The organism is Streptomyces rubellus (assembly GCF_036323805.1).
GTDB lineage: Bacteria > Actinomycetota > Actinomycetes > Streptomycetales > Streptomycetaceae > Streptomyces.
Window position 1 is genome coordinate 1 of the sequence record NZ_JAZDCX010000080.1, and the last position, 448, is coordinate 448.

General features: G+C 73.2%; 1 protein-coding gene. It reads left to right on the forward strand.

Annotation, left to right across the window (positions count from 1 at the left end; translation table 11 throughout):
- Positions 1-448 (forward strand): ketoacyl-synthetase C-terminal extension domain-containing protein (locus tag V1L54_RS29330; protein WP_330121195.1); only part of this gene is annotated, 448 nt, incomplete at both ends.

Sequence of the window (448 nt, forward strand, 5' to 3'; positions counted from 1 at the left end):
TGACCGAGCCCACGCCCGAGGTGGACTGGACGACGGGCGCGGTGGAACTGCTCACCGAGGACCGTCCGTGGCCGGAGCTGGACCGCCCGCGCCGTGCAGGGGTGTCCTCCTTCGGTATCAGCGGCACCAACGCGCACGTGGTGCTGGAGCACGCTCCCGCTCCGACAAGCCCTGAAAGCCCCGCACGGCGGGCGACCCCACCCCTGGTTCCGTGGGTGCTCTCGGCCCGCAGCCCGCAGGCGCTGCAGGAGCAGGCCGTCCGACTGGCCGAGCGGATCACGCGGGACGACAGTCTCCACCCGGCCGACGTGGCGGTCTCCCTGGCGGGCGGCCGGGCCCACCTGGAACACCGGGCCGTGGCCGTAGGACACGACCGCGAGGCCCTGCTCACCGAACTCTCCGACCTCGCTGATGCCGGCCACTTGACAGTCCGCGGCGTCGCCGAATC